This window comes from Catellatospora sp. KI3, assembly GCF_029948125.1.
GTDB lineage: Bacteria > Actinomycetota > Actinomycetes > Mycobacteriales > Micromonosporaceae > Catellatospora.
Map to the genome: position 1 here is coordinate 130278 of NZ_JASAMB010000016.1, position 22043 is coordinate 152320.

Below are 22043 nucleotides of genomic sequence, written 5' to 3' on the forward strand. Positions count from 1 at the left end.
CCGCATCGGACACCGCCCACTCAGCCGATCGAGTACTGGCCACACCTGGTGCGGCGGCTACGCTTCACGATCACCATGACCCCTCTTGCCTCGGCGCCCCCGACCTCGCGGCGCTCACCCCTGCTCCGGCCCGAGTCGCGGGCCAGTGCCGCGGCCGTCTCCGTCGTCCTGGCGATCGTCGCGGCGGGTGCCGCACTGGACCCGTCCGGCCTGCTCTCGACCATCGGCGGCCGCGGACTGCCGCTGGCGGGCGCCGGCGGCGCGTACCAGTGGACGCCGCTGGCAGTCGGCCTGCCGATCCTGCTCGGGGGCACGGCCGTGCCGATCGCCGTGCTCGCCGGCCGGGCTGCGGCGACCGCCCGCTGGGTCTTCGCGGCGGCCTGGGCGGCCGTGGTCGGCGCCGCCGCGACGGCCGCCGCCGCCACCGGCTTCGCCGCCTGCCTGCCGCTGCTCGGACCGCACCTGTCGGCCGAGGCGGCACTGCGGTTCGCCCTCGCCGCCGGCGGCTTCGCCGCCATCAAGTTCCTGCTGGTCGGCCCGCTCGTAGCCGGAGCCGCCGCGCTGGCGTTCCGGATCGGGCCCCGCCGCGCGGCCGAGCCCGACCAGGATGAGGCGAGCGGGGCGACCGGGACCGCCGTGATGGCCGCCGCGACCGTGACGGCCCTCGTCGCGGCCGAGTTCGGTGCGGGGTGGTGGCGCGGCGGCCCGGTCGGCTACGCGTTCACCGGCCCGCTGGTCGCGCCCACCGCGGCCGCCGGGGTGCTCGGGTTCCTCGGCGGCGCCGCACTGTTCGTCGCCGTCCTCTGGGTGACCGTGCGAGCGCTGCACCGGCGGCTGGCCGCCGCCTCGGCCCCGGCCGTGGCGGCCTCGGTCTGGCTGGCCGCGATCGTGGCCGGACTCGCCCTCGGGGTGGTGGACGCGCTGGTCGCCGCGCTGGCGACGGACGCGCCGCCGCAGGCCGGGCCAGACGACTGGTGGATCGCCACCACGCTGCTCAGCGTCGGCACCGGGCTGGGCTTCGGCGCCACGGTCGGACTGTTCGCCGGGCCGCTGGCGGGCCTGGTGCGGCGGCTGGAGCCGCGGCCGCGCCGTACCCCGCGCGCGTGGCAGGCGGGCGTGCTGGCCGTGGTCCTGGTCGCGCTCGTGCTGGTGGCCGGCGCGACGCCCGCGCCCGGACCCGCCGCCGCCGCGACGGCGGCACCCTCGGGCGGCCTGGAGCGGCTGCGGCTGCTGCCGGGCCGGGACTGGACCGGCCTGCCGGTGATCGGCGACGCCGCCGGGCGCCAGGTGGTGCTGCGCGGGGTCAACGTGAACCAGCTCATCGACTACTACCTGCGCGACCCGGGCAAGCCCGCCACCCAGGCACTGACCGACGACGACTTCGCGCAGATGGCCGCGATGGGCTTCAGCGTGGTACGGCTGGGCATGTCGTGGTCGCGGCTGGAGCCGCAGCGGGGCGTGTTCGACGAGGCCTACCTGCGGCAGATCGCCGCGGCGGTGGCCTCGGCCAAGGCGCACGGCATGTACACGGTGCTCGACCTGCACTCCGACGCGTGGGGCAACGCGCTGGCCAAGCCGGGGCAGCAGTGCGACGGCGGCACCTCGCCCACCACGGGCTGGGACGGCGCGCCCGCCTGGGCCACCATCACCGACGGCACGCTGCACTGCCAGTTCATGGCCCGCGACCTGGCCCCGGCGGTGGCCACGGCGTACGCCAACTTCTACACCGACCGCGACGGGATCCAGTCCGAACTGGTGCGCACCTGGGCCCGGGTGGCCAAGGAGTTCGCGAACGAACCGGCCGTGGCGGGCTTCGACCTGCTCAACGAGCCCGGCATCGGGGCACTGCCGCCGACCACATCGGGGCTGCTGCTGGGCCGCTACTACGACGCGGCCATCACCGCGATCCGGCAGGCCGAGCGCGACGGCGGCGGATTCGCGCACCTGGTCTTCTTCGAGCCGAGCGTGCTCTGGTCGGGGCTGGCCTTCGACGTGACGCCGCCGCCCGGGTTCACGCAGGACCGGCAGCTGGTGTTCGCGCCGCACCCGTACAGCGAGTCGATCACGATGGACCAGAGCCTGGGCCTGACCATCGCCTCGATCGAGCGCAACCTCACGGTCTCCTCGCACGCCGCGCGCTCCTACGGTGCGGCGCTGTGGACCGGTGAGTGGGGCTGGTTCGGCGATCCGGCCGTGGACGGTGCGAAGGTGCGCCGGTTCGCCGCCGCGCAGGACCGGCTGGGCATCGGCGGCGCGTTCTGGGTATGGCGGCAGGGCTGCGGCTCGCCGGAGACCGGAGACGATGCGGTGACCTCGGGAAACCTGGTCAAGGTGGACTGTGCCACGGGTGCCTCGCTCGCACCTGCGGCCGGGTTCGCGCAGCCGCTGTCGCGGGCGTACCCCCGGCTGTTCCCCGGCCACGCCGATCGGTGGGAGTCCACCGGCGACGGACGCGGCCTGGCCTTCACCGCCGTCGCCGACCCGGACGCGGACTGCCACCTGGAGGTCTGGGTGCCCGGTGACGCGGCGCCGAGCATCTCCGCGGCCGGGGTCGACGAACTCGCCACGGTGCGGGTGCCCGGCGGCTGGCGGCTCACCGGCTGCGCGCACGGCCGGTACTCGGTGACCGTCACGTCCTGAGCGTGCCGACCTGGCGAACGTGATCCACTATGGAGCCATGACCGAACCCACCCCTACCCCGTGGACCGCACCGGCCGAGGTGCGGCCCCCGCGGCCCGCCTCCGGTCGTCGCGCGCTGCTCGCGCACGGCGCCTGGGAGGCGCTGCTCGCGGTGGCCGCCCTCGGCCTCTGGGCATACCTGCTGATCAGCAACGATTCGAACCGGCTGCTGCCGAACCTGCTGGCCGTGGCTGGCACCAGCGGCCTGATCGCCTGCGCGGTGGCGCTGTCGCTGCGCACCGGCACGCCGAACCTGGCGGTCGGATCGCTGGCCGCGGCCGCCAGCGTGATCACCGCACAGCTCCTCGCCGACGACCGCCCGGTCGCCGTGGCGCTGCTGCTCGCGGTGCTCGCCACCGCTGCCATCGGGCTGCTGACCGGGGTCGCCGTCGCGCTGCTGTCCGTCCCGGCCTGGGCGGCGACGCTGGCCACCGCCGCGATCGTCGACGCCGTGCTGCTGGGCACGACGGACGCCCGGTTGATCGCCGCGACCGGGTTCGACCTCGACAGCTCGCTGTGGTTCGCGGTGTTCGTGCTGGTCACGCTGGCCGGTGGGGCGCTGTGGCTGGTGCCCGGCGTGCGGGCCGGGCTGAGCGGCGCCCGCGGGGCGGCCGCGGTGACCGGGCGCTGGGCCGGGGTCCGGCCCGGACTGGGCGCACTCGTCGGACTGGCCGGCTCCGGGCTGCTCGCCGGGGTGGCCGGGGCGGCGCTGACCACCCGGCTGCACGCCAGCCTGGTACCCGGCAGCGGCCTGTCGCTCACCCTCGGCGGGTTGGCGGCCGCGGCGCTCGGCGGGGTGAGCCTGTTCGGGCGGCGTGCCGGGGTGACCGGCACGCTGTTCGCCGTGCTGCTGCTGACCGCGGTGGGCCAGCTGCTGGCGCTCGAGGGCGTCGCCTACTGGGTGCAGGCGCTCGTGCTCGGCCTGGCCCTGCTCGTCGGCCTGCTGGTGACCCGGGTGATCGAGAGCGTCGGCGGGCCGCTGCCGCTGGCGGCGGCCCCGGTGCCGGCCGACCCGCTGCCTGCGCCGACCTCACCTGTCCAGCCTGGACAGAGCTGACCGGAATCGAAACCCCGTGCCCGGACCGAGTGGTCCGGGCACGGGGCTGTGCGAGTGACTCCGGCGAGGTCCGGCTCAGCTCGCGGTGCAGCGTACGGTCGGCGTCTCGTTGGCGGTGTTGTTCCAGCTGGCGAGGAAGCCGAACGAGGTGGACGCCCCGGCCGCCAGGGTGCCGTTGTAGCTCACGTTGCGAGCGGTCACGGTCGCCCCGCTCTGCGTGATGGCGGCGTTCCACGACTGGGTGACCTGCTGGCCGTTGGCGTACGTGAACACGGCCGTCCAGGCCGACAGGGTGGCCGCACCGCTGTTGCGTACGGTCACCTCGCCCTGGAAGTTGCCGCCCCACTGCGAGCTGACCTGGTAGGTCGCAGTGCAGGCGGCCCCGCCTGAGGTCGGCGACGCCGACGGCTTGGGACTGGCCGACGGCGACGGGCTGGCCGACCGGCTCGGGGAAGGGCTGGCGCTGGCCGTCGGGCTGGGGGTCGTGCCGCCCAGCACCCGGGCCAGTGCCGGGTAGAAGCGGTTGGCCATCTTCTGGTAGCCGGTGTTGTTGGGGTGCACCCCGTCGCCGGTGTCGACGGCGGCGTCGAAGCCCGTCCACTGGTCCACCAGCGTGATGGGCGACTGGGCGGTGGTCAGGCCCGCAGCCCAGGCCGGGAGCGCGCTGTTGAACTCGACGATGTCGGCCGGGCAGGTCGAGCAGGCCGCGGCGGTCATCGGGATGATCTGCGAGACCAGGATCTTCACGTTCGGGTTGTTGGCCCGCATCTGCCCGACCAGCTTGGTGAACGCGGTCAGCTTGGTCGCGGTGGGGATGTAGTGGCCCCACATGTCGTTGGTGCCCAGGTGCACCAGGACGATGTCGGGCCGGGCGGCGGTCAGCCAGGGCGGCAGCTGGTTGTTGTCGGCGATGCCGGTGGCCGAGTAGCCGCCGTGGCCCTCGTGGTCGAAGTCGTAGCTGTAGCCGGGGTTGCAGCCGCCGCCGTCGGACACCCCGCCGACGAAGTCGATGTTCGTGTACCCGGCGAGCTGGAGCTGGTGCCAGAGCATGGCCCGCCAGCAGCCGGTGCCGGCGGTGATGGAATCGCCCAGCGGCATGATCCGCACCGGGACGGGCGCGGACAGGGCGGGGCGGGCGAGTGCGAACGTGGCCGCGACGAGCAGCGTGGCCAGGGCCGCGACGAGGGCGGCGGACAGGGAGGACTTGCGGAGCATGGCGACCCCTCCAAGGAGCGGGACCGGATGGGGGGAGCGGCCCGGCACGGGTGGTCCGTGCCGGGCCGTCTGTTCAGGTGCTGACCTGGCTCAGCTCGCGGCGCAGGTCACCGCGGGGACGCTGTTGGTGCCGTTCCACGAGCCCAGGAAGCCCCAGGCGGCGCTGGCGCCCGCCGCCAGACTGCCGTTGTAGCTGACGTTGCGCGCGGTCACGGCGGCGCCGGACTGGGCCACCGTGGCGCTCCAGAACTGCGTGACGGTCTGGCCGTTGGCGTAGGTCCAGGTCACGGTCCAGCCGGTGATCGCCGACGAACCCGCGGTCACCTTCACTTCGGCCTGGAACCCGCCCTGCCAGGAGTTGAGGATCGTGTACGTCGCGGAGCACGTCCGTCCGGGCAGCGGGCTCGTGCTCGGCGACGGGCTGGCCGACCGGGACGGGGACGGGCTGGGCGAGGCCGAGCGGCTGGGCGACGGGCTCGGGGAGGCCGAGCGGCTGGCCGACGGCGACGGGCTGGCCGTACCGCCGTAGATCGTGGCCTCCTTCGAGGTGGCCGTGATGCCGTTCGGGCCGTTGAAGATCCGCAGACCCCAGGTGCTGAGCTGGGCGGGGTCGAAGTTGTTGGTCATGTCCAGGTACGGATCGTTGTTGCCCGCCCAGGACCAGCCCAGGTAGCCCAGGCCGCGGGCGTTGGCCTCGGCCAGGATGGTCTGGTCGTCGACGTTGTTGGACGAGCGCTGCCAGCCGAACTCGCCGATGACCAGCGGCCAGTTGTTGGTCTGGAACCGGTTGAGGTAGTCGGTGATCGAGGCGGCGGTGTTGAACACGTCGTACATGTGGATCGACAGGACCGTGTTGTGCTTGGTGTCGGCGTCGAGCACGGTCTGCGCGTTGTCGCGCATCACGTACTGCCAGTCCTGGCCCCAGTTCGGCGCGTCGACCATCAGCAGGTGCTCGAAACCGTTGGTGCGCATCTTCTGGATCGCGCCGACGGTCGCGGCGGTCCACTGGGCGGCGTTGGTGTTGCCGATCGGCTCGTTGCCGATGTTGATGACGACGTAGCTCTCCTGGCCGACCAGGTTCGCCTTCTGGCTGATCCAGTAGTTGACCGCCTCGTCGAGCGAGGCGGCGGCGCTGTCCTCGCCGTACCCGGTGGTGTCGTGCACCTCCAGGACGCAGATCAGCTTGTTCTGCTTGCACAGGGTGATGATGGCCGGGACGTCGTTGGACGGCCCCCACCGCTTGCCGCTGCCGAGCACGACGCGGACGGAGTTGGCGCCCTTGGCCTTGATGTTGGCGAACGAGCTGGTCTGGCCGGTGAACCAGACGTGCTCGTGGTTGACGCCGCGCATGACGAACTTCTGGCCGTTGGCCTCGACGATGTCGCGGCCGCTGGTGTGCAGGCCGACGGCCGCGCTGGCGGGGCTGACGGCGACCAGTACTGACGCGGCGAACGCCACGACGGCGACGCCGGTGGCGGTGAGCAGTCTTCTCATGACCTACCTCAGGCAGGAAGGCCCCAGGACAGGGGCTGGACGTGTGACGGAGCCAAGGCGTGAACGCCTGACCGCTGGTCGCTGCCCAACTCACCCGCGCGCACCTCAGCCTAGGTCTATTCGTATGGACGCGCAACTTTGTCGCCGGCTGCTCCGGCTGCCGGTCGGCGCCGCGTCGAGGAGCACCCGGTTCGGCGGAGCACTCAGCACATTCCCAGCCGGCGGTCCCCCCGATTCCACTCCGGACCGGTAGCTTCGGCTTGTGACGCAAGAACAGACCGAGAAGCGCAAGAAGTCGGGTTCCTTCTGGCGGGAGCTGCCGGTCCTGCTGGTCGTCGCCCTGGTCGTGGCGTTCGGGGTGCGCCAGTTCGTGGTCCAGACCTTCTACATCCCGTCGGAGTCGATGGAGCACACCCTCGACCGCTACGACCGGGTGCTGGTGAACAAGCTGGTCTACGAGTTCCGGGCGCCCGAAGAGGGCGAGATCATCGTCTTCGAGTCGCCCGAGAGCTGGCGCAACTCGATGGAGGAGAAGGACTTCATCAAGCGCGTCATCGGCGCTGCGGGCGACCACGTGGTCTGCTGCGACCCGCAGGGACGCATAGAGGTCAACGGCCATGCCCTGGACGAGCCGTACGTGTACCCGGGCAACAAGATGGCGCCCTCCGCATTCGACATCACCGTGCCCGCGGGCAGGCTCTGGGTGATGGGCGACCACCGGGAGGCCTCCAGCGACTCGCTGGCCAACTACAACAGCCACGGGCACGACCTGCAGCAGGCCACCATCCCGGTGGACGCGGTGATCGGCCGTGCCTTCGTGCTGTTCTGGCCGTTCGACCGGTCGACTTGGCTGACCAGGCCGGAGACGTTCGACGGGATACCGCACTGACCCCATGCGGTCGCGGCTGAACCTCCCTCGCGGCGGTGCACCCCGGTCGTCTTTGGACGCGGTATAGACTCCCGGGTCATGCGCGACACCCCGCGCTTCGTCGGCCGGAACCCGGAGCTGCAGGCCCTGCACCTCGCCTGGGCGGCAGCCCGACAGGGCCAGCCCAGGGTCGTCGCGATCGAGGGCGAAGCCGGAGTCGGCAAGACCGCGCTGCTGCGCCACTTCCTGACCACCGCCGGGCCGCGCGGGCGCCGCTGGGCCTCCGGCGACCCCGACGAGGCCACCCTGCCGTGGGCGATGCTCGGGCAGCTCGTCCCCGGGATCGAGGCGGCAGACGTCGCGTACGCCGGCCGGGCACTGGCCCGCGAACTCGACCGGGCCGGGGAGCTGCTGCTCGTCGTCGAGGACACGCAGTGGGTGGACGAGCCGTCGCTGACCGCGCTGCGGCTGGCCGTGCGTGCCATGGTGAGCGAGCCCGTCCTCGTGATCGTCACCAGCCAGCACGACGCGGGCTGGGCCGCCGACGACGGCTGGCGCCGGCTGATCGACGGCGAACGCGGGCAGCGGCTGGCGCTGCGGGGACTCGACGTGGCGGAGCTGACCAGGTTCGCGCTGGCCTGCGGGCATCCGGACCTGTCCCCGGCGGGCGCGGCCCGCCTGCACGAGCACACCGCCGGGCATCCGCTGCATGCCCAGCACGTGCTGGACCGGGTGCCGCCGCACGTGCTCGCCCACGGCGACGGGCCGCTGCCCGCCCCGGCGGGCGTGTCGGCGGTGATCGCCGAACGGGTCGCCGTCCTCACCCCGGCCGCGCGGCGGCTCGTCGAGGCCGGTGCGGTGCTGGGTACGGAGTTCCCGCTGCACCGGGCCCGGGAGGTGTCCGGCGTCTCCCCGGCGGCGCCCGCGGTGGCCGAGGCGGTCGCGGCGCGCCTGCTCAGCGAGATCCCGGGGACCGGCGGGCGGGAACTCGCCTTCACCGCGACGTTGACGCGGGCAGTGGTCTACCAGGCGCTGGACCCGCGAGAGCGCCGTGAGCTGCACCGGCGGGCGGCTGAGGTGGACCACGTCCGCGCGGTGGCCCACCTGATCGCGGGCGCGGACGGCCCGGACGAGCAGCTGGCGCAGCGGGTGGCCGCGCAGGCGGCGGTGCTCGCGGCCGAGGGGCGGGCCCAGCAGGCGGCGGCGTACCTGCGGCACAGCGCCGATCTCACCCCGCCGGGCCCGGCCCGCGCGCCGATCCTGTTCGCGGCGTGCGAGGCGCTGCTCGTGACCGGCGACCTGCGGGGTGCCGACGGGTACGCGGCTGAGATCCAGGCGTCGCCGCGCGGCCCGTGGCGCGACTATATTTGCGGATACCACGCGCTGGTCAGCGGTCGCACCGCCGAGGCCACCCGACTGCTGACGCGGGCGCTGGCCGAGGCCCCGCCGGAGCTGACCGCCCGCGTCGCGGCCCAGCTGGCGATCATCGCCATCCTCGACACCGACTACGACGCCATGGTCGGGCACGGGCAGGCGGCGCTGGCGGCGGCCCGCGAACCGGCGGTGGCCTCGTTCGCCTGGTTCGCCCGCGCGGTCGGGCTGACGCTCAGCGGCCAGGGGCAGCGTGCCCTGGCCGAGCTCCCGCCGGATCCGCCGGGGCTGGACGGGCTGGTGGCCCGGGGGATGGTCCGGCTGTGGACCGACGACCTCGACGGCGCGTACACGGACCTCAGCGGCGCGGTCGAACGGGCCGTACGCGGCGAGCCGCTGCGCGTCGGGCAGGCCCTGGCCTACCTCGGCGAGACGGAGTACCGGCGCGGCAACCTGGCCGAGGCGGCGCTGCACACCGCGCTGGCGGTCGGCGACGCCGAGGCCAACGCCCGGGTCTGGGACTATTCGCTGGTCCATGCCCTGGCCACGTATCCGCTGGCCGCGCAGGGCGATCCGGGCGCGGTGCGGCACCTGGAGCAGGCGCGGGACTGGTCCCGGCGGATCGGCTCGCGCGCGGCGCTGACCTACGCGGCGCTGGCGCAGGCAGCCGTGTGCGACGCGGCCGGGGACACCGACGGGCTGCTGGCGGCCGCGACCGCGTTCGAGGAGGTCTACGACTGCCGCGAACCGGGGACCCACCTGTTCGGACCGCTGCTGGCCGACGCGCTGGCCCGCGCGGGGCAGGCGGTCTCGGCGCAGGAGGCCCTGGACAGGTTCACCGCCCGGCCGGTCGCGCGGGTGTCGGCGCGGGCGGCGGTCGCCCGCGTACAGGCGATGATCTGCGCCGGGCGCGGCGACCTGGCGGAGGCGGCGGCGCAGTGTGCCGCCGCGCGATCGCTGGCCGAGGCGGCGGGGCTGCCGCTGGAGGCGGCGCGGGCCGCCGCGCTGGGCGCCGGATTCCTGGCCGCGGTCGGGCGCCGCGCCGCCGCCGAGCGGGCCTGGCGCTTCGCCCACGACCGCTACGCCGACCGGGGCGCGCACGCTTTCGCCGCCCGGGTAAGGGCCGACGCCGACGCGGCCGGGCTGCCCCTGACCGAGGGCGTGACCTGGCCCAACCTGACCCCGGCCGAGCGGGCCGTGGTCAACCTGGTCTGCGCGGGACTGTCCAACCGCGAGATCGCGGCCCGCCTGGTGCTCAGCCCCAAGACCGTCGAGACGCATCTGAGCAGCGCCTTCCGGCGCCTCGACGTGACCGGAAGGGCCGAGCTGCGCGCGCTGGCCGCGGCGACCCCAGGGTGGTCGGCGCCGAACTCCGGGGTCTGACCCTGAGGCACGCATCGGCTGCCGTCCCTACGCTGCCGGGCATGCATATCTCTGCCAGAGTACTGTCACCGCTGGTCGCCGCCGTGCTGGCGGCGGGCGCGGTCACGGTAACGCCCACTCCGGCGGCCGCCGGGCACCGGCCGGCGCCCACCAACGGATTCTCGCGGTCGGGTCCGTGGAACACGAAGCTGCCGCGCAACGTCGCGCTCGATCCGCGCTCGGCGCAGATCGTGCACAACATCCAGCTCGACAAGGAGAACAACTACGGCACCTGGGCCGTCAACACCGACACCTACTCCACGCCGATCTTCACCGTCGACCGGCGTACGCCGCGGACGCGGTGGACGTTCTCGGACTGCCTCGGCATACCCGAGGCGGGACCGGTGATCGCCGACAGCCTCGCGGCGGTGCCGACCCCACCGGACCTGTTCGCCTCGCTGGGCACCGACGCCGCGATCACCATCTACGAGCCCGACACCGACACCTACTGGGACTTCTGGCGGGCCGAGAAGGACGCGGCGGGCAACTGGTCCGCGTGCTGGGGCGGCAAGATCTCGCACTACTCGCGCAACCCCGGGATCTTCCCGAACCCACTCGGCGCGACCGCCACCGGGCTGCCGATGGGCGCGTTCACGATCCGCCTCGACGAGCTGCGGCGCGGCCGCATCGACCACGCGATCAACATCGCCACGGTACGGACCAAGGCGGGCTGCCACTCGTGGCCCGCGACCCGCGACGACGGCAACACCGTCGGCGAGGACCTGCCGTGTGAGGGGCAGCGGTTCCGGCTCGACCCGGACTTCGACGTGGACACGCTGCTCAGCCCGGCCGCACGCACCATCGCGCGGGCCATGCAGGAGTACGGCGTCATCATGACCGACAAGGCCGGGGCCGTGGTCACCTACGCCGAGGACCCGCGCATCGAGATGGCCGCCAACGGCGGGATCGACCCGTACACGCTGCTCATCGACCCGGACAACCTGGTGCCGGACGGCCTGGAGAAGTACTACCTGTTCTACGACCTGCCGCTGGAGCGGCTGCAGGCGCTGCCGCTGGACTACGGCAAGCCCTGCCCGTGATCCGGTCGCCGGCGGCGCGTGATCAGTCCAGGTAGGCGCGGAGCCGCTCGGCCGGACCGGCCGGGCGGCTCCGCGACCCGGCCGGACCGTCGGCGGCTCGCGCGTCGCGCGGTTCACATGACGGTGCCGGCGCGCGCCGCTCGGGCGTAGTCGCGCAGCTCCTGCGGCGCGTCGCGGTTGCGGGCCAGCCAGCGGTCCACTATCGCGGGGACGTGCTGCGGCACGTGGCGGTGGGCGTGGCCCAGCCCGTGCAGGGCGGCCCGCTGGCAGGGGACCGACTCGAGTGCCAGCACGTCCTCCATGACGTCCAGCACGGTGTCCTCGGCCAGGTCGACGGGTGCGATCTCGAAGAACATGAAGCACACGTACTCCAGGTCCGACCGGCCCTCGACCTGCTCGACGAGGATCCGCGGGGCGAACACCTCGGCGAACAGCGTGGTGATCGCGCGCAGGCCGCGGGTGCGCAGCACCGTCGGCACGTCCCTGCCGCCGAGCACGTGGATGTCGCCCCCGCCGACGAGTTGGACCAGACCCCGGCCGACCTGCTCGTCGCGGTAGCCGCCGAGCAGCGTGCCGGCCTGCCCGAACAGGTGCAGGATCCGTTCGGCGACGGCGACCGGGGTGTCGTGGTGGGCGTACCGCTCCAGCCACTCGGGCTCGGGTTCGTCCCACGGGGCGCCGCGTCGGTGGTACTCGTACTCGAACAGGTACGTCATCCAGGCGTCGAAACCGTCCACGGATGTCGATTGAACTGCGCGGACCCGGGTCTGTCGAGGCGATTGCGCCCGGTTGGGCCCGCGGCTGGGCCGCCCCGATTCTGTCCCAGACGCCGGAATCGGGCCCTACGGAGCAATTTGGAAGACGTCGCGGGCGCGACGGGCATGAAGAATTCATTAAAAGATTTCACGAGAGGTGGCGATAAATGTCTGTGACCGCGCTGGAGTCCTCCGGTGTCCAGGAACCCTGGCTCAACCTCGGTGGGTACGAGCTGACCTCGCGGCTGCTGGTCGGCATCGAGCAGTACACGTCACCGAGCCTGGTGCGGCAGGTGCTGGAGGCGAGCGGTTCGCAGATCTTCATCACGACCGTCGACCCCGACAACAACCGGCCCAGCCTGCTGCTGTCCGATCTGGAGGACGAGCTGCCGCTGGAGCGCTACCTGTGGATCGGGACCACGTCGTTCGCCCGGTCGGGGGCCAGCGCCCTGCACACCGCGCACATCCTGCGCGACTCGTACGGCATCGACATCCTGAAGCTCGACGTCCGCGACGACGGCAACCGCCCGGACAACAAGACCACCATCGAGATCGCCGAGGTGCTGCGCGCCGAGGGGTACAGCGTGCTGCCGTTCATCCTGCCGGACCTGGACGACGCCCGGGCGCTGCAGGACCTCGGCTGCTCGGCGCTGCGGATCATGGCCGCCCCGGTGGCGTCCGGCCGGGGCATCCCGGAGCCGCGCCGCATCCGCGAGATCATCGACGGGGTCGACCTGCCGGTGATCGTCGAGGGCGGACTCGGCACCGCGCGGCACGTCACGCTCGCCATGGAGATGGGCGCGGCCGGGGTGCTGGTCAACACCGCCCTGGTCGACGCGAAGGAGCCGCTGCTGATGGCCGCCGCGATGCGCGCGGCCGTCGAGGCGGGCCGCCTGGCGCACCTCGCGGTCGCGATGCCCGGCGACGAGGACTCGGTCGGGGGTGACCGGTGATGGAGGTCCTGGTCGAGATCCCGACGGTGTTCCTGTCCCACACCAACGGCTCCAAGCGGGTCACCGCGTACGGCGGCACGGTCGCCGAGGTGCTGGCCGACCTCGACTCGCGGCACCGGGGCATCCGGTCGCGGGTGGTCAACGCCGACGGCACCCTGAAGCGGTTCGTCAACGTGTACGTCAACGAGAAGGACGTCCGCGCCGCGGACTCGCTCGACACCCAGGTCGCCGACGGCGACTCCATCCTCATCCTGCCCGCGGTCGCGGGCGGGTGAGCGCACCGCTGTTCGACAGCGCCCTGTTCGACCTGGACGGGGTGCTGATCGACACGCAGGACGCGATCGTCGCGCTCTGGCGCGACCTGGCCGCCGGCCACGGATTCGAGCTGAGCGGGCACGACGTCGACAGCCACGTGCTGGGCTGCTCGCCGGAGCACACGGTGCGCGCGGTCTTCGGCGGCCTGGACGACGGCGGCCGGGAGCGGGTGCTGGCCGCGGTCCGCGCCGCCGAGCCGGAGCTGGCGTTCAAGCCGGTGGCCGGGGCCGCCGAGCTGGTCACCGCGCTGCGCGCGGCCGGGGTGCGGCTGGGCCTGGTGACGGGCGCCTCGGCGTACCGGGCCGGGCGGGTGCTGGCCGAGCTGGGCGTGCGGGACGCGTTCGGGGCGTGGGTGACCTGGGGCGAGGTCGAGCACGGCAAGCCCGCCCCCGACTGCTACGAGCTGGGCGCGCGCCGGCTGGGCTGCGTACCGGCGCGGTGCCTGGTGTTCGAGGACGCGCCCAGCGGGGTGACCGCGGCGGTGAGCGCGGGCGCGGTGTGCGTCGGCGTCGGCGCCGATCCGCGCCTGGCCGCCAGCGGCGCGGTCTGGACGGTGCCCGACCTGGCCGCGGTCGGCACCCGGCCGGGCGATCAGGGCGTGGTCCTGGCGCTGTCGGCGGTGCCGGTGGCCGTGCTGCGCCGCGAAGGAGCGGGGGCGTGAGCCGCGAGGTGCGCGGCCGGACCGGACCGCTGCGCGTCCACTTCGCCACATCGGAGGTGTTCCCGCTGGTAAAGGTGGGCGGCCTGGGCGACGTGGCGCAGGCGCTGCCCAAGAGCCTGGCCCGGCGCGGGCACCGGGTGGACCTGTTCCTGCCCCGGTACACCGGCCTGCCCGCCGGGCGCCGGGTCGCTGCACTCGACGTCGCCGCGGGCACCGCGCGGGCCCGGTTCGAGGTCGCCGACCAGGGCGAGCACGACGGCGTCCGCTACTACACCGTCGGCACGGCCGAGCAGCTCCCGTGGGACCGCCCCGAGGGGTACGTGGAGAAGGACCTCGCCTCGTTCGTGCTGTTCTCCCGGGCCGTGGCCCGGCTGGCGGCCGACTGGCGCCCCGACGCGGTGCACTGCAACGACTGGCACGTCGGGCACGTCCCGGCCTACCTGCGCACCCTGAACGCGCCCTGCCGCAGCGTGCTCACCATCCACAACCTGGCCTACCAGGGGCTGTTCCCGCACAGCATGGCGGGCGAACTGGGGCTGACCGAGTACGGCACCGGCAACCTGCTCGCCCAGGGCATCACCCACGCCGACGCGGTCACCACGGTCAGCGACCGCTACCGCGACGAGACGCTGTCGCCGCTGCGCGGCTGCGGCCTGGACGGGCTGCTGCGGGAGCGGGGCGGCGCCTACTCGGGCGTGCTGAACGGCGTCGACTACGACCAGTTCGACCCGGGCGCCGACCCGCACCTGCCGGCCCGCTACGACGTGGGCGACCTGGCGGGCAAGGCGGTCTGCAAGGCCGAACTCCAGCGGACGAGCGGCCTGCCCGTCGACCCGGCGGTGCCGCTGGTCGCGTTCGTCGGCCGGCTGGTCAAGCAGAAGGGCGTGGAGCTGCTGCTGGAGGCCGTCGACGAGCTGGCCGCGCTCGACGCGCAGTTCGTCTTCGTCGGCCGGGGCGACCGCTTCGAACGGGCCTTCGCCCGCGCGGCCCGCTTCTACCCGAACGTGGCGTTCCACGCCGACAGCCGGGAGCCGGTCGCCCGGCTGGCCTACGCCGGCTCGGACATGTTCCTGGCCCCGTCGGAGTTCGAACCGTGCGGGCTGGCCCCGCTGATCGCGCTGCGCTACGGGTCGGTGCCGCTGGTGCGGCGGGTGGGCGGGATGGCGCAGACGGTGGCCGACCCCGGCCTGGGCCTGTCGTTCACCGGCAACGACCGGGCGCAGCTGCTGGGCGCGCTGTGGGACGGCATCGAGCGCTACCGCGGCGGCCAGGGCTGGGCGCGGCTGCGCGAGCGGGCGATGCGGGCACGGTACACCTGGGACGAGGCCGCGGCGAGCTACGAGCGGCTGTACCGGCCGCCGGCCGCCGACCGGGAGAAGGGGCATCGGCGTTGAGTCTGGTCCGACGCAGCGGCATCCTGCTGCACCCCAGTTCGCTGCCCGGCCGCTACGGCATCGGCGAGTTCGGCCCGGCCGCCGCCGAGTGGCTGGAGTTCCTGGCCGGGGCCGAGCAGTCGGTATGGCAGATGCTGCCGCTCAACCCGGTCGACGGCGACGGGTGCCCGTACCAGTCGTACGCGACGATGGCCGGGAACACGCTGTTCGTCAGCGTGGACCGGCTGCTGGACGCCGGGCTGCTCGACCGGTCCGACCTGGCCGACCTGCCGTCGCTGCCCGGCGGCGCGGTGGACTATCCGGCGGCGGCGCAGGTCAAGGACAAGCTGCTCGCGCGGGCGTTCGCGAACTTCACCCCGACCGCCGACAGCGAGCGGTTCGTACGCGAGCAGAGCTGGTGGCTGGACGACTACGCCCACTACATGGCGCTGCGGCGCCGGTACGGCTGGGCCTGGACGCAGTGGCCGCAGCCGCTGGCCCGCCGCGACCCCGGCGCGCTGGCCCGCTCGGCCGAGGAGCTGGCCCGCGAGCTCGACTACCACCGGTTCACCCAGTACCTGTTCGGCAGCCACTACGCGGCGCTGCGGGAGCAGGCCCGGACGCTGGGCATCGAGATCCTGGGCGACGTCGCCATGTTCGTCGGCACGCACAGCGCCGACGTGTGGGCCCGGCCGGACCTGTTCCAGCTCGACGCCGCCGGTCGGCCCACCTTCGTGGCCGGCTTCCCGCCGGACGAGTTCAGCCGCGACGGCCAGGTCTGGGGCAACGCCCTGTACCGCTGGGACGCGATGGCGGCCGAGGACCACCGGTGGTGGATCGACCGGGTACGCCGGATGGGGGACCTGTTCGACATCGTGCGGCTGGACCACTTCCGCGGCTTCCACCGCTACTGGGCGGTGCCCGTGCCCGGCGACGCCACCCAGGGCCACTGGCAGGACGGTCCGGGCGGCGACCTGTTCACGGCGATCCGCAAGGAGCTCGCCGACATCGACATGATCGCCGAGGACCTCGGCCCGCCGTCGCAGGACGTGCAGCGGATGCGCATCGACGCGGGCATCCCCGGCATGCGGCTGCTGCAGTTCGCCTTCTCCGGCGACGAGAACCAGCACCTGCCGCACCACTACCCGGCCGACTGCGTCGCCTACACCGGCACCCACGACAACGACACCACCACCGGCTGGTGGGACACGGCCACCGCCGACGAGCGCGACCGGGTGGAGCTGTACCTGGGCGGGGTCGGCGACGGCATCTGCTGGTCGTCCGCGCGGGCGATCTTCGGCTCGGTGGCGTACCTGGCGGTGCTGCCCATGCAGGACGTGCTGCAGCTGGGCAGCGAGGCCCGGCTGAACACCCCCGGCCGGGCCGCCGGGAACTGGCAGTGGCGGCTGGACGAGCGGTCGCTCACGCCCGGGGTCGAGTTCCGGCTGCGCCGCCTGACCGAGGTGTACGGCCGCGACCGGCTGGCCACGCAGCGGCGGGCGCGGGGGTTCACCGGCTGATGGCGGCTCCCTCCTCGACCTACCGGCTCCAGTTCGGACCGCACCTGAGCCTGACCGGGGCCGCGCCGGTGGCCGACTACCTGGCCGCGCTGGGCGTCGGCGCGCTCTACAGCTCGCCGCTGCTGGCCTGCGCGCCGGGCTCGACACACGGCTACGACCTGGTCGACCCGGCGCGGACCGACGCCGACCGGGGCGGCGACGACGCCCGGCGCGACCTGGCCGACCGGCTGCGCCGGGCGGGGCTGGGCTTCGTGGTCGACGTCGTCTGCAACCACATGGGCATCGCCGACCCGCCCGCCAACCCGTGGTGGTGGGGTGTCCTGCGGGACGGCCGCGACTCGCCGTACGCGGGGTTCTTCGACATCGACTGGGCGGCGGGGCCGCTGCTGATCCCGGTGCTGGCCGACGACGGCGACGGCGGGGCGGCCGCCCTGGCCGACCTCGCGGTCGACGGCGATGAGCTGCGCTACTACGAGCACCGGTACCCGCTGGCGCCCGGCACCGGCGGCGGCGCCCCCGGGCAGGTGCACCAGCGCCAGCACTACCGGCTGGTGTCCTGGCGGCGCGGCATGGCCGAGCTGACGTACCGGCGCTTCTTCAACATCGACACGCTGGCGGGGCTGCGGACCGAGGATCCGCGCGTCTTCGCCGCGGTGCACGCCGAGGTGCTGCGCTGGGTGCGCGAGGGCCAGGCCACCGGCCTGCGCATCGACCACCCCGACGGCCTGGCCGACCCCGGCGGCTACCTGCGCCGCCTGCGCGCCGCCGCGCCCGGCGCCTGGATCGTGGTGGAGAAGGTCACCGCCGTCGGCGAGCCGCTGCCCGCCTCCTGGCCGGTCGACGGCACGACCGGCTACGACGCGCTGCGCGAGGTCTGCGGCGTCTTCGTCGACCCCGGCGGCCGCGACCTGTTCGAGGCCAGGCAGCGGGCCTCGGCCGCCGAGGTGGACGCGGCCTGCCGCCGGCAGATCGCGCTGACGCTGCTGCCGATGGAGGTGGGCCGCGTCGCCGGGCTCATCGGCGCCCTGCTGCCCGGCGAACCCGCGCCCCGGTGCCACGACGCCGCGCTGGAGCTGCTGACCGCGTTCCCGGTCTACCGCAGCTACCTGCCCGAACACCGGTGGGCGCTGGACCGGGCCGTCGCGACCGCGCGGGGCCGCCGCCCGGACCTGGCCCCGATCCTGGCGGCCGTCGCCGCGCGGATGACCGCCGAGCCGACCGGCGAGCTCGCCGTCCGGATCCAGCAGACCACCGGCCCGATCATGGCCAAGGGGGTCGAGGACACCGCCTTCTACCGGTACCACCGCCTGGTCTCGCTCAACGAGGTCGGCGGCGACCTGGAGCGCTTCGCCGTGCCGCCGGGCGAGCTGCACGCGGCCAACACGGCCCGCCAGGCCACCTGGCCGCACACCATGACCACCCTGTCCACCCACGACACCAAGCGCTCGGAGGACGTACGGGCCCGGCTGGCGGTGCTCAGCGAGGTGCCCGGGCAGTTCCTCGCCGCGATGGACGGCTGGGAGGCGCGCTGCCCGCTCGGCTACCCGGAGCTGGCGCCGCTGGCCTGGCAGACCCTCGTCGGCGCCTGGCCGATCGAGCCCGAGCGGCTCAGCGGCTTCCTGTTCAAAGCCGCCCGCGAGGCGCGGCAGCACACCGACTGGACCGATCCCGACCCGGACCTGGAGCGCGCGGTGACGGGCTGGCCCCAGCGGCTGGCGGCGCACGCCGAGGTGGCCGCCGACGTCGCCCGGTTCGTCGACCGGATCCGGGACGCGGGCTGGTCGAACTCGCTCGGGCAGAAGCTGCTGCAGCTGGCCGGGCCGGGCGTGCCCGACGTGTACCAGGGCACCGAGCTGTGGGACTGGTCGCTGGTCGACCCGGACAACCGGCGCCCGGTGGACTTCGCGGCCCGCCGCGAGCTGCTGGACAAGCTCGACAGCGGCTGGCGGCCCGACGTCGACGACACCGGCGCGGCGAAGCTGCTCGTGGTCGCCACCGTGCTGCGGCTGCGCCGCGACCGGCCCGAGCTGTGGCCCGGCTACGCACCCGTGTACGCCGAGGGCCCGGCCGCCGGCCACCTCGTCGGCTTCGCCCGCGGCCCGCGCCGCGACGTGGTGGCCGTGGCGACCCGGCTGCCGGTGGGGCTGTCGGCGGCGGGCGGCTGGGCGGACACCGTGCTGCCGCTGCCGTACGGCACCGGCGAATGGACCGATCTGATCAGCGGCGAACCGGTCGACACCGACCCGCCCCGGGTCGCCGAGCTGCTGCGGCGATACCCGGTGGCCCTACTGGTACGGGGGAAGCATTGACGACGACGACCACCACCCGGCTCGCGGTGCCGGACACCCGCCGCCGACCGATGGCGGTGCTGTTCACCGGCTCGGCCGCCACCAACGTGTCCATGGTGGGCGCCAGCACGGTCAGCACCCTGCTCGGCGCGCAGCTGCTCGGTCCGGTGTGGAGCGGCATACCCAACGCGGCCGGGGTCATCGGCTCGGCGGTCGGCACGCTGACCCTGGCCGCGGTGATGGCCCGGCACGGCAGCCGGATCGCGCTGGTGGTCGGGTACGCGGTCGCGGTCGCCGGGGCGGTGGTCGCCGGGTACGCCGTCGCGGCCGACTCGGCGACCGTGCTGATGACCGGCATGCTGCTGCTCGGCATCGGCAACGGCGGCGCGCAGCTGTCGCGCTACTGCGCGGCCGACCTGTACCCGCCGGACCGCAAGGGCTTCGCGGTCGGGCTGCTCGTCTGGGGCGGCACCGTCGGTGCGCTGATCGGCCCGAACCTCATCGAGCCGCTCACCCGGCTGGCCGGTGGGCTGGGGCTGCGGCCGTACGCGGGACCGTATCTGCTGGCACTGGTCTGCGCCGCGGTGGCGGGCCTGGCCTCGACGGCGCTGCCCGCCACCCGGACCCGCCGCGGCGGCGTGGCGGCCGGACCGGCCCCCGCCCGCGTCTGGCGCCTGCCGGTGGTGCGCGCGGCGATCGTGTCGATGGCCGGCGGCCAGGTCGCCATGGTCGGCGTGATGACCATGACGCCGCTGCAGATGGAGATGCACGGCCACGGGCTGGGCGCGGTCGGCGCGGTGCTGAGCGCGCACCTGCTGGGCATGTTCGCGCTCGCGCCGCTGTCCGGGCACCTCGCCGACCGGTTCGGCGCCCGGACCACGATCGTGCTGGGCATCGGGGTGATCCTGGCCTCGGCCGCGGCCGCGCTGTGGCCCGCGACGGCCGCGCTCTACGTGGCCCTGTTCCTGCTCGGGTACGGCTGGAACCTGACCTTCGTCGGCGGCAGCAGCCTGCTCACCCAGGCGCTCACCCCCGACGAGCGCCTGCACGTCCAGGGCGGCGTCGACGCGATCGTGTGGACCGCCTCGGCCGTGTCCAGCATCGGCGCCGGCATGCTGCTCGGCGTGGTCGGCTACCCGGCCGTGGTCGCCTGCTCGGCGGCGGTGGTGCTGCTCCCGCTGCTGTTCCTGTTCGGCCACCGGGCCAGCGCCCCGGCGGCGGGCCGATGACCAGCGCACCGGAAAGGCCGGGGACGGAGGACACGGTGACGGCGCGGACGTACAGGTTCTCGGTATGGGCACCGCTGCCCGCCCGCGTGGCCGTCCGGGTCGCCGGGCAGGACCACGCCATGGCCGCCGGCGCCGACGGCTGGTGGCACGCCGACGTGCCGGACGTGCCCGCCGACGCGGACTACGCGTTTCTGCTCGACGACGACCCCACCCCGCTGCCCGATCCCCGCTCGGCCTGGCAGCCCGACGGCGTGCACGGCCCGACCCGCCGCTACGACCACGGCGCCCACCGGTGGCAGGACGCGCACTGGCACGGGCGGCCGCTGGCCGGCGGCGTCGTCTACCAGCTGCACGTGGGCACCTTCACCGAGCAGGGCACCTTCGACGCCGCGGCCGAGCGCCTGGACCACCTGGTGCGGCTGGGCGTCGACTTCGTGCAGCTGCTGCCGGTCAACGCGTTCGAGGGCGAGGCCGGCTGGGGCTACGACGGCGTGCTCTGGTTCGCCGTGCACCAGCCGTACGGCGGCCCCGACGCGATGAAGCGCTTCGTCGACGCCTGCCACCGGCACGGCCTCGGGGTGCTGCTCGACGTGGTGCACAACCACCTCGGCCCGGCGGGCGCCTACCTGCCCAGGTTCGGGCCCTACTTCGCCGACCAGACCAAGTGGGGACCGGCGCTGAACCTCGACGGCCCCGGCTCCGACGAGGTCCGCCGGTACGTGCTGGACAACGCGCTGGCCTGGCTGCGCGACTTCCACCTCGACGGGCTGCGCCTGGACGCCGTGCACGCGCTGCGCGACGGCCGGGCCGTGCACCTGCTGGAGGAGCTGTCGGTCGCCGTCGACGCGCTGTCGGCGCACCTCGGCCGCCCGCTGGCGTTGCTGGCCGAGTCCGACCAGAACGACCCGCGCCTGGTCACCGCGCGCGAGGCGGGCGGGTTCGGGCTGACCGCGCTGTGGAACGACGACGTGCACCACAGCCTGCACGCCGCGCTGACCGGCGAGCGGCACGGCTACTACGCCGACTACGGCCCGCTGCGGGACCTGGCCGACGCGCTGCGACAGGTGTTCCTGTTCACCGGGCGGCACTCGACGTTCCGCGGGCGCGGCTACGGGCGGCCGGTGGACACGGCCCGCATCCCGGCCAGCCGGTTCCTGGTCTACGTGCAGTCGCACGACCAGGTCGGCAACCGGGCCGAGGGGGACCGGATCGGGGCGGCGCTGTCGCCGGGGCTGCTCGGGTGCGCGGCGGCGATCGTGCTCTGCTCGCCGTACACGCCGATGATCTTCATGGGGGAGGAGTGGGGCAGCCGGGGGCCGTGGGAGTTCTTCGTCTCGTTCCACGACGAGGGGCTGCGCGCCGCGGTCCGCCAGGGGCGGCGGCGTGAGCTGGGCGCGACCTGGGGGCTGGAGGTCTCGTCGGACCCGGGCGACCCCAAGACGTTCCTGGCGTCGAAGCTGCGCTGGTCGGAGCTGGCCGAGCCGGAGCACCAGCGGATCGCGGAGCTGTACCGCGACCTCATCGCGCTGCGCCGCGCCCGCCCCGAACTGACCGACCCCAGGCTGGACCGGGTGGGCGTGGACGTCGACGAGGCGCGGCGGTGGCTGGTGGTGCGGCGGGGTGCGGTGAGCCTGGTGTGCAACCTCGCCGCCGAGCCGCAGCGGGTGCCGCTGGACGCGCCCCCGCGCGAGCTGCTGCTGTCCTCCGGGCCGGCGGACTGGCACGGCAGTGGGCTGGAGTTGGCGGCCGAGTCCTTCGCGGTGGTGGTGACCGGGGTCGCGTGACCGCCTGGCGGTCGGACCG

At 74.2% G+C, this 22043-nt stretch carries 16 protein-coding genes; 13 read left to right on the forward strand and 3 right to left on the reverse strand.

Annotated features, from left to right (window positions below):
* Positions 1-75: 75 nt before the first annotated feature.
* Positions 76-2640 carry a cellulase family glycosylhydrolase gene (locus QEZ54_RS24160; protein WP_281307003.1) on the forward strand — a complete coding sequence of 855 codons (2565 nt, stop codon included), beginning with the start codon at positions 76-78 and terminating at the stop codon, positions 2638-2640.
* 37 nt (positions 2641-2677) lie between these two features.
* The gene (locus QEZ54_RS24165) at positions 2678-3736 is read left to right on the forward strand and encodes a hypothetical protein (protein WP_281307004.1); all 1059 of its coding nucleotides are present in this window, start codon (positions 2678-2680) and stop codon (positions 3734-3736) included.
* Positions 3737-3811: 75 nt separating this feature from the next.
* Here the strand turns inward: QEZ54_RS24165 and QEZ54_RS24170 are convergent, their stop codons facing one another.
* Together QEZ54_RS24170 and QEZ54_RS24175 are read right to left on the reverse strand one after the other, a co-directional pair.
* Positions 3812-4951 carry a cellulose binding domain-containing protein gene (locus QEZ54_RS24170; RefSeq protein WP_281307005.1) on the reverse strand — a complete coding sequence of 380 codons (1140 nt, stop codon included), beginning with the start codon at positions 4949-4951 and terminating at the stop codon, positions 3812-3814.
* Positions 4952-5041: 90 nt separating this feature from the next.
* Positions 5042-6445, reverse strand: a complete 1404-nt coding sequence (locus QEZ54_RS24175; RefSeq protein WP_281307006.1) for a cellulase family glycosylhydrolase — start codon at positions 6443-6445, stop codon at positions 5042-5044.
* Between the two features lie 262 nt (positions 6446-6707).
* On the opposite strand from QEZ54_RS24175, the gene lepB reads away from it, so the two are divergent.
* From lepB to QEZ54_RS24190, 3 genes are all read left to right on the forward strand, one after another.
* Entirely contained in the window at positions 6708-7334 is a 627-nt protein-coding gene (gene lepB / locus QEZ54_RS24180; RefSeq protein ID WP_281307007.1) for a signal peptidase I, read from the forward strand.
* A gap of 78 nt (positions 7335-7412) precedes the next feature.
* Entirely contained in the window at positions 7413-10067 is a 2655-nt protein-coding gene (locus QEZ54_RS24185) for a LuxR family transcriptional regulator (RefSeq protein WP_281307008.1), read from the forward strand.
* Between the two features lie 41 nt (positions 10068-10108).
* Positions 10109-11146, forward strand: a complete 1038-nt coding sequence (locus QEZ54_RS24190; protein WP_281307009.1) for a hypothetical protein — start codon at positions 10109-10111, stop codon at positions 11144-11146.
* 113 nt (positions 11147-11259) lie between these two features.
* Here QEZ54_RS24190 and QEZ54_RS24195 read toward each other — a convergent pair whose 3' ends face one another.
* The gene (locus QEZ54_RS24195; protein ID WP_281307010.1) at positions 11260-11883 is read right to left on the reverse strand and encodes a hypothetical protein; all 624 of its coding nucleotides are present in this window, start codon (positions 11881-11883) and stop codon (positions 11260-11262) included.
* A 185-nt stretch (positions 11884-12068) separates the two neighbouring features.
* On the opposite strand from QEZ54_RS24195, the gene QEZ54_RS24200 reads away from it, so the two are divergent.
* The 8 genes from QEZ54_RS24200 to treZ are packed head-to-tail and all read left to right on the forward strand — an operon-like array spanning position 12069 to position 22024.
* Complete coding sequence (locus QEZ54_RS24200; protein WP_281307011.1) at positions 12069-12854, forward strand: thiamine biosynthesis protein ThiG; 786 nt, start codon at positions 12069-12071, stop codon at positions 12852-12854.
* Positions 12854-13129, forward strand: a complete 276-nt coding sequence (locus tag QEZ54_RS24205; protein ID WP_281307012.1) for a MoaD/ThiS family protein — start codon at positions 12854-12856, stop codon at positions 13127-13129. The genes QEZ54_RS24200 and QEZ54_RS24205 overlap by 1 nt, the downstream gene beginning before the upstream one ends.
* Positions 13126-13830 carry an HAD family phosphatase gene (locus tag QEZ54_RS24210; RefSeq protein ID WP_281307013.1) on the forward strand — a complete coding sequence of 235 codons (705 nt, stop codon included), beginning with the start codon at positions 13126-13128 and terminating at the stop codon, positions 13828-13830. The genes QEZ54_RS24205 and QEZ54_RS24210 overlap by 4 nt, the downstream gene beginning before the upstream one ends.
* Positions 13827-15224, forward strand: coding sequence for a glycogen/starch synthase (locus QEZ54_RS24215; RefSeq protein ID WP_281307014.1), 1398 nt, complete (start codon positions 13827-13829; stop codon positions 15222-15224). Before QEZ54_RS24210 ends, QEZ54_RS24215 begins: the two co-directional genes overlap by 4 nt.
* A complete protein-coding gene (gene malQ / locus QEZ54_RS24220) occupies positions 15221-16723 on the forward strand; it encodes a 4-alpha-glucanotransferase (protein ID WP_281307015.1) in 1503 nt (500 codons plus the stop codon). The genes QEZ54_RS24215 and malQ overlap by 4 nt, the downstream gene beginning before the upstream one ends.
* On the forward strand, positions 16723-19032 hold the full coding sequence (gene treY / locus QEZ54_RS24225) for a malto-oligosyltrehalose synthase (RefSeq protein WP_281307016.1): 2310 nt from the start codon (positions 16723-16725) through the stop codon (positions 19030-19032). Before malQ ends, treY begins: the two co-directional genes overlap by 1 nt.
* Positions 19029-20240: an MFS transporter gene (locus QEZ54_RS24230; RefSeq protein WP_281307017.1), complete on the forward strand. Its 1212-nt coding sequence runs from the start codon at positions 19029-19031 to the stop codon at positions 20238-20240. The genes treY and QEZ54_RS24230 overlap by 4 nt, the downstream gene beginning before the upstream one ends.
* Before the next feature lie 35 nt (positions 20241-20275).
* The gene (treZ, locus tag QEZ54_RS24235; RefSeq protein ID WP_281307018.1) at positions 20276-22024 is read left to right on the forward strand and encodes a malto-oligosyltrehalose trehalohydrolase; all 1749 of its coding nucleotides are present in this window, start codon (positions 20276-20278) and stop codon (positions 22022-22024) included.
* The last annotated feature ends 19 nt before the right edge of the window (positions 22025-22043 follow it).

What these genes read in the sequence shown, in the direction of transcription:
- QEZ54_RS24185 (WP_281307008.1), top strand. Translation starts at nt 7,413, where the DNA reads ATGCGCGACACCCCGCGCTTCGTCGGCCGGAACCCGGAGCTGCAGGCC.
- QEZ54_RS24205 (WP_281307012.1), top strand. Translation starts at nt 12,854, where the DNA reads ATGGAGGTCCTGGTCGAGATCCCGACGGTGTTCCTGTCCCACACCAAC.
- treY (WP_281307016.1), top strand. Translation starts at nt 16,723, where the DNA reads ATGGCGGCTCCCTCCTCGACCTACCGGCTCCAGTTCGGACCGCACCTG.
- QEZ54_RS24200 (WP_281307011.1), top strand. Translation starts at nt 12,069, where the DNA reads ATGTCTGTGACCGCGCTGGAGTCCTCCGGTGTCCAGGAACCCTGGCTC.
- QEZ54_RS24190 (WP_281307009.1), top strand. Translation starts at nt 10,109, where the DNA reads ATGCATATCTCTGCCAGAGTACTGTCACCGCTGGTCGCCGCCGTGCTG.
- QEZ54_RS24160 (WP_281307003.1), top strand. Translation starts at nt 76, where the DNA reads ATGACCCCTCTTGCCTCGGCGCCCCCGACCTCGCGGCGCTCACCCCTG.
- QEZ54_RS24175 (WP_281307006.1), bottom strand. Translation starts at nt 6,445, where the DNA reads ATGAGAAGACTGCTCACCGCCACCGGCGTCGCCGTCGTGGCGTTCGCC.
- QEZ54_RS24165 (WP_281307004.1), top strand. Translation starts at nt 2,678, where the DNA reads ATGACCGAACCCACCCCTACCCCGTGGACCGCACCGGCCGAGGTGCGG.
- QEZ54_RS24170 (WP_281307005.1), bottom strand. Translation starts at nt 4,951, where the DNA reads ATGCTCCGCAAGTCCTCCCTGTCCGCCGCCCTCGTCGCGGCCCTGGCC.